Here is a 6,399-nt window from a genome sequence, read left to right on the forward strand (position 1 = left end):
GTCAGGGTTGGCTCGAATAGTAGCGAGCCGCCGCGTCGATCTCGGCCGGGGTCATCTGCCGAGCCACATTACGCATCTGCTCGCCGATATCGTTGTGGCGATCGCCCGCCGCGAAGGCTTCCAGTTGCGCGCGGATATAGGCCACCGGTTCGCCTTCGAGCCAAGGGGTGCCCGTCTTGTGATCGGCCGCGCCGTGACACGATGCACACGGTGCGATATTGCGCATCGGCGCACCTGAGGCGACGATCAGCGGCACCGGCTGGCTCGCCGGGTGATAGCTCGCCAGCTTCGGCAGATAGGCGTAGTACGCGGCGAGGTCGCGCATATCCTGATCGGAGAGGGTGCCGACCATCGGGCTCATCACTGCGTTCGTGCGCGCACCGCTTTGAAAATCCTTGAGCTGCTTGTAGATCACCGTTTCGTATTGCCCGGCAAGGTTCGGCGAATTCGCCTGGCTGATGCCCTGCGGCCCGTGGCACATCGAACAGCGCAAGGCCAGCGTCGCGCCCCGGCCGATCGATAGCGCATCGGCATGGGCGAACATCGTCGGCGTGACCACCACGTCGCTCGTCTTCACGCGCGAGGTGACGGGCGTCGAAACGAACCATTGCTGAGGAACACCGGCGGCGCTGCAGATCGCGTTCCAAATCCCCGTGAACGGCTTATCCGTCTGCACGGAAGGCAGCCAGACGAATCCGATCAAGATCGACACGATGGCGATGCTCGCCGTGAGGCCGACGCTGACCGTGAACCATCGGTTGCGCAGCGAGAACAGACGTTCTTCGGTGCTCATCGCGGGCCTCCCATGTAAATCGCTGGTACCGATGTCTGCTTCAGGGTGAGCAGTTGAGCGATCGGATAACCGTAGTTCACGACCGTCAGGGCGATCATGAGTGCGACCCACAAACCGAAACTATTGAGCGCGACCGGCAGCGTCGTGGGCGGATGCACGGCGGTGGCGAACGTGAACCTCGGCTGCGCCGCCTGCCGCCCACGATGGCCGCGTGCCAGCACGATGAAGAACAACACGCCCGAAGCCACGAGCATCAAGGCGCCGACCAGCGACAGATCGACCGTGATCGCCTCGGGTGCGATGCCCGGGTTGCTGTAGTCGAAGTACGCCATGCGTCGCGGCATGCCGAGAATGCCGGCGTAGTGCCACGGGAACGTCGTCACGATCATGCCGATGAACCAGAGCCACAGTTGCCAGCGCATGAGCTTCACGCTGCTCAGCGCGCGGCCCGTCAGCTGCGGCCACAGCTCATAGGCGATCGCGAAGTACATGATGACGATCGCACCGCCGAAGATCAGGTGAAAGTGGCCCGTGATCCACTGCGTGTTGTGAATCGTCGAGTCGAGCTGGTAGCTCATGTTGATGAGCCCGCCCGCGCCGCCGAAGCCGAGCATGACAAACGAGAAGGCCACGGCCAGCATCATCGGTTCGTGCCAGGGCAGGGCGCGCAGCCACCCGAACGGGCCGCTTCCGCCGCGCAGCCGGCCGGCGATTTCCACGGATGCGCAGATCGTGAACACCGTGAGCAAAGTCGGCACCGACACGAGCGCGGTGAAGACCGATTGCAGGAACTTGAAGCCCGATCCAACTTGCGGATCGGCGAACAAGTGGTGAATGCCGATCGGCATCGCCACGACAAGGAACAGGATGAACGAGATCCGCGCCATCGCATCGCTATAGAGCCGGCCGCCAACGGCGCGCGGCACGAGCGTGTAGTACGCGATGTACGCGGGCATCAGCCAGAAGTAGACGATGGCATGCAATGTCCATGAAAAGAACACGCGCGCAAGGCCCGAATCGATTGTCGTCTTGAGCCCGAGCGCAACGGGCAGGATCTGAAACAGGATTTCAATCGCCGCGCCCACGGCCGTCCACGCCCACAGGTACGAGCCCGCGACGTTCGCGAACATCGGCAGCGGCACCGGCTTGCCCGGGTTCGCGCGCTTCCAGGTGCGCAGATTGATCGACATCAGCGCCACCCAGATCCACGATCCCACCACCACGAGCACGACGCCGATGTAGTAGAACGCGTTGCCGACCATCGGCGGATAGAACGTGTAGAGCACCGAGGCGCGGCCCAGCGCAACAGGGATCACGGCCATGACGGAGCCGATCGCGACGAGCCACCAGCCGAGCCACGCGAAGCGCTTGCCGACGAGCGGCTGTTCAAGCGAGATCTCGCTGATCGCATAGCCGAAGCCCATGGCGATCAGCGTCGGAAACACGTAGCCCATGACCGAGCCGTGCGCGGTGACCGAGCGGTAGTAGAGCTCCGGCTGCCCAAGCCAGGCATGCATCGGGCTGCGCACGTACATCTGCCATGCGCCGAGCAGCAGCGCCACGCCAAACGTGACGAAGGCGAACCAGAAGTGCGCGAGGACGAGTCGTTTGTTATTGAGCACAGCTAAGCCTCCGGGCGTTGGCCGCGAGTTGGTCGAATGCGGCGCGATCGAGCACCTTCACGTGCGCCCACATGCCTTCGTGGCCGGTGCCGCAGTATTCGTGGCAGGGCATCAGGTGTTCGCCGCTTTGCGCGAAGCTCGTCTTGAAGGTCGAGACGTACCCCGGCTCGACCATGGAATTGATGTTCGTATCGGCGATCAGAAAGCCGTGCACGACATCGGCGCTCGTCGCGCGGAAGGTGATCGGCGTATCGGCCGGCACGACGATGCATTGCGGCGTGAACGAATATTGCTGAGCGACGATGCGCACCGTGACCGAGCCGTCGGTCTCCACTGCGCTGCCCAGGTTGCTTTCGATGAATTCGCCCGAGACATGCAGCGTCGTCGGATCGATCGTCTCCACGCGGGAGGGCGGCATCATCGCCCAATGCAAGCCCGTGTAGATGACCATCGCGACGAGCAAGGCAATGATCGCGATCGCAACCGCCGCCCATTTGCGCTCGACACGCGAGGCGACCACTGCGCTATCCGCGTGGCGGGGAGAAGGAATGTTCGACATATCGCTCGCTCAGTGAATGACGCCGCGCGGCAGAAAGACCAGAAAGTAGAACGCGAACCAGAGCGCGACGACGATGGCCGTGGCGATGCCGGCCACCGCGATCGCGCCCGCCGGCCCCGAGCGGACGATGTGGTCCACGCGCTCCGCCTCGGGATCGTTTGCACTCGAGTGCGCCTCGTTCTGGGTATCCATGGGATTCATGAGCGTCATGACGTCCTCGATTCAATAAAGCGGCGCCGAGCGCAGCGCGTTGGCTTCCTTGGCCGTCACGGGTGTGCCGTGATTGCCCCAAGCGGTACGGATGAACGTTACGACGGCCGCCACTTCCTCATCGGAAAGCGATTGCGCGAACGGCGGCATGCCATAAGGCGAGCGGTTCTTTGCCGTGCCCGGCGCATAGCCGCCGTTGAGCACCATGCGCACCGGATTGACGGCCGACGTCATTTGGATCGATTGGTTGTTCGCCAGCGGCGGGAAGTCGGGCAGCTTGCCCTCGCCGTGCTTGCCATGGCATGTCGCACACTGCGCGTCATAGATCTTCGAGCCGAGCCGCGAGAGCAGATTGCGCTCTTCGCCTGATACGTTGGCGTTCGCGTTTGCCGCGGCACTTTCGCCGCCGTGTTGCGGCAGCGACTTCAAGTAAACGGCCATCGCCCGGACATCGTCGTCCGACAGATATTGCAAGCTGTCGTAGACGACTTCCGCCATCGGTCCATACACGGCACCGCGGTTCGACGCCCCCTTTTGCAGCAGATCGGCAATGTCGCCGATGCTCCAATCGCCAAGCCCCGCCTCCTTGTTCGACGTTAGCGAAGGCGCGTACCAATCCTGCATCGGGATCAGGCCGCCCTCGAAGGCTTTCGATTCAGAGCTTCCACCAAGCGCATTGATCGCGGTATGACACATCGAGCAATGCCCCAACCCCTGGACCAGGTAGGCGCCACGATTCCACTCGACCGAACGCGTGGGTTCGGCCTGATATTCGCCCTCGCGGAAATACAGCGTGCGCCAGCCGAGCAGCAGCTCGCGGTTGTTGTAGGGGAAACGCAGTTCGTGCGGCCGGTTCGGCTGATGCACGGCGGGCACCGAGCGCAGATAGGCGAAGATCGCGTCGGAATCTGCGCGCGTGACTTTCGTGTAGGCGCCATAAGGCATGGCGGGATAGAGCAGGGAGCCGTCGCGCGAGCGCCCCGTGTGCATCATTCGATAGAACGCGTCGGCCGTCCAGCCACCGATGCCCGTTTCGTTGTCGGGCGTGATGTTCGGCGAAAAGAGCGTGCCGAACGGGGTCGGCATCGGACGGCCGCCGGCAAAGAGCTGGCCGCCGGGCTGCGTATGACAAGCGATGCAATCGCCAGCGCGGGCGAGATATTCGCCCTGCTTGACGACGCTGGCGTTCGCGCTCGCCGGGCCTTGAGCGAATGCGAGCGCGCTCGCTGCGGCAAGGGCGATGCCCGCGCCCACGCGCGCGAGCGAGCGGGAGAGAGAAAGGATGGCTGGCACGAAAGACTCCGTCATTGCGGTTCACTGCCGCAACGCAGCGGCATCTTCAAGCTGCCCGCCGGCCCGAACGCCGGATTGGCCGCCCCCGCCGATGCCGCCAGCCATGCGGCAACGGCGGTGATATCGTCGTTCGTCAAACGCGAAGCGACTTCATGCATGCAGTCGGGCGCGTAGGACTTGCGCGTGCCGTAACGCCACGCGCCGAGTTGCGCGCTGATGTACTCGGCATGCAGGCCGAGCAGGCCCGGGATCGCGGGCTCCATGCCGGTGAGCGCCGCGCCGTGACAGGCCGCGCAAGCGGGAATGTGCCGGCTCGGATCGCCCGACTTCACGAGCTGCCCGCCGCGCGCGAGCAGCGTGGCCGAGACAGCCGGGGTGGAGGCGGGCGGGTAGGGCGGACGCTGGCTCGCGAAATACTCGGCGATCCGATGGAGATAGGCATCGGGCAGGTAGGCGAGCAGGTAGTTCATCGGCGGATACTGGCGCCGGCCGTCGCGACACGCGACGAGTTGGTTGTAGAGATAGCCGGCCGGTTTGCCGGCCAAGCGGGGAAAGTAGTCGTTGTCGGTGCCTTGGCCTTGCGCGCCATGACAGGCGGCACAGGCAAGCACACGGGCTTGCATCGTATCGGGCGCACGCTCGGGCTGCGCATCTTGCGCTGAAGCGGCGACGCCGGCGAGCGCGGTGATCAGCACAGCAGCGATTCTTTTTTTCAACATCACGTCATCGTCTCCGGGGACACGAACGATATGCGGTGCGCCCACGGCTTTGACTTCGCAGCGGTGCGGACTTGAACGGTAATGCGTCTTCTCGAAGCTGTCTCACCGATTCTAATCAATGCAAATGAAAACGGAAGGACAGCCTGCGACGAGCGCGTATTCGAGCCTGGCGCGTACACCGGCGCACCGAATCCATCGGAAAATCGGTGCGATTAAATCAGGCGAGGTCGCTCGCCGGGTTGACCTGGATCATGCTTCGAACGATAAACGTCGCACATTGCACATGACCGTGCGACTGTTCGCCGCGCCGTTTGTGCGTGACAAAGCCGCTCATGCGCAAGAAGCTAGCTAGGACGGGCTTTGTCGCGGGCGTCGGGCGTGCGGCGTAGGAATCGGCTGACAGCGTGTGTGAAAGCGCCGACACGACTTTCGTCTGCGGACGATAGGGGGCGTTGATCCGTTGGCGGACACTTTGTGTCGGCGAAGGCGCAAGCCGGCGTACCGCAAGGCGTCCCGCGTCGATCGATGAAGAAAAGGAGAAAGCGAATGTTCGGTGCTGGTGAACGCTCGAGCGGCCATGACGCGTCAGTCAAGCGGCACGGTTCGATTTCCTTGCATGCCGAGCCGCCCGCACGAGCGGGCGCGACGCTAGGCGGCGCATCGTCCTCCTGCAAGACGTGCTCGTTGCGCCCCGTCTGCGCGGTCAATCCGGACGAGCTTGCCTGCTCGCAGCAGATGGACGATCTCGTGCTGGGCTACCGTCACGTGAAGAAGGGCGAAGCGCTATACCGTGTCGGCGATGGCTTCAGCAATCTATACGCCGTGCGAACGGGCTCCTTCAAGAAGGTGAACTTGCTCGTCGACGGCAGAGAACAAGTCACCGGGTTCTATGTGTCAGGCGAACTGCTGGGCGCCGACGGTATCTCCGCGGCACACTATGCAAGCGACGCGGTCGCACTCGAGGACAGCAGCGTCTGCGTCATGCCGTTCGATCTGCTCGAGTTGCTGAGCCGCGAGGTCAAAGCCGTTCAGCACAACGTCTTTCGCATGCTGAGCGCCGAGCTCGTGCGCGAAAGCAACGCGATGATGATGCTCGGCACGATGACCGCCGACGAACGCGTCGCAGCTTTCCTGCTCGATCTGTCGCGCCGTTGGAAGGCGCGCTCGTATTCGCCCAGTGCATTCGTCTTGCGCATGACGCGC

The 6,399-nt window shown here is 63.6% G+C and carries 7 protein-coding genes; 1 reads left to right on the top strand and 6 read right to left on the bottom strand.

What is annotated here, in order from left to right; translation table 11 throughout:
• Position 1: 1 nt before the first annotated feature.
• From ACTHL0_RS17660 to ACTHL0_RS17685, 6 genes are read right to left on the bottom strand one after another with little or no spacing between them, the layout of a single operon-like run.
• Positions 2-793 carry a c-type cytochrome gene (locus tag ACTHL0_RS17660; protein WP_440568114.1) on the bottom strand — a complete coding sequence of 264 codons (792 nt, stop codon included), beginning with the start codon at positions 791-793 and terminating at the stop codon, positions 2-4.
• Positions 790-2,415 (bottom strand): b(o/a)3-type cytochrome-c oxidase subunit 1, encoded by a 1,626-nt coding sequence (locus ACTHL0_RS17665; protein WP_440568115.1) that lies wholly within the window; start codon positions 2,413-2,415, stop codon positions 790-792. The genes ACTHL0_RS17660 and ACTHL0_RS17665 overlap by 4 nt, the downstream gene beginning before the upstream one ends.
• Positions 2,405-2,974, bottom strand: a complete 570-nt coding sequence (locus ACTHL0_RS17670) for a cytochrome C oxidase subunit II (protein WP_440568116.1) — start codon at positions 2,972-2,974, stop codon at positions 2,405-2,407. Before ACTHL0_RS17670 ends, ACTHL0_RS17665 begins: the two co-directional genes overlap by 11 nt.
• 9 nt (positions 2,975-2,983) lie before the next feature.
• The gene (locus ACTHL0_RS17675; protein WP_440568119.1) at positions 2,984-3,175 is read right to left on the bottom strand and encodes a hypothetical protein; all 192 of its coding nucleotides are present in this window, start codon (positions 3,173-3,175) and stop codon (positions 2,984-2,986) included.
• 21 nt (positions 3,176-3,196) lie between these two features.
• Complete coding sequence (locus ACTHL0_RS17680; protein WP_440568117.1) at positions 3,197-4,492, bottom strand: c-type cytochrome; 1,296 nt, start codon at positions 4,490-4,492, stop codon at positions 3,197-3,199.
• On the bottom strand, positions 4,489-5,100 hold the full coding sequence (locus ACTHL0_RS17685) for a c-type cytochrome (RefSeq protein ID WP_440568120.1): 612 nt from the start codon (positions 5,098-5,100) through the stop codon (positions 4,489-4,491). Before ACTHL0_RS17685 ends, ACTHL0_RS17680 begins: the two co-directional genes overlap by 4 nt.
• A 642-nt stretch (positions 5,101-5,742) precedes the next feature.
• On the opposite strand from ACTHL0_RS17685, the gene ACTHL0_RS17690 reads away from it, so the two are divergent.
• Positions 5,743-6,399: cyclic nucleotide-binding domain-containing protein (locus ACTHL0_RS17690; RefSeq protein WP_440568118.1), on the top strand; the 657-nt coding region annotated here is incomplete at its 3' end.

Origin of the sequence: Trinickia sp. (assembly GCF_051961175.1) — a bacterium.
Lineage (GTDB): Bacteria > Pseudomonadota > Gammaproteobacteria > Burkholderiales > Burkholderiaceae > Trinickia.

Bases quoted from the DNA above. Each gene is read 5' to 3' on its own strand.
- ACTHL0_RS17685 (WP_440568120.1), bottom strand. From the start codon at position 5,100: ATGCAAGCCCGTGTGCTTGCCTGTGCCGCCTGTCATGGCGCGCAAGGC.
- ACTHL0_RS17680 (WP_440568117.1), bottom strand. From the start codon at position 4,492: ATGACGGAGTCTTTCGTGCCAGCCATCCTTTCTCTCTCCCGCTCGCTC.
- ACTHL0_RS17660 (WP_440568114.1), bottom strand. From the start codon at position 793: ATGAGCACCGAAGAACGTCTGTTCTCGCTGCGCAACCGATGGTTCACG.
- ACTHL0_RS17675 (WP_440568119.1), bottom strand. From the start codon at position 3,175: ATGAATCCCATGGATACCCAGAACGAGGCGCACTCGAGTGCAAACGAT.
- ACTHL0_RS17670 (WP_440568116.1), bottom strand. From the start codon at position 2,974: ATGTCGAACATTCCTTCTCCCCGCCACGCGGATAGCGCAGTGGTCGCC.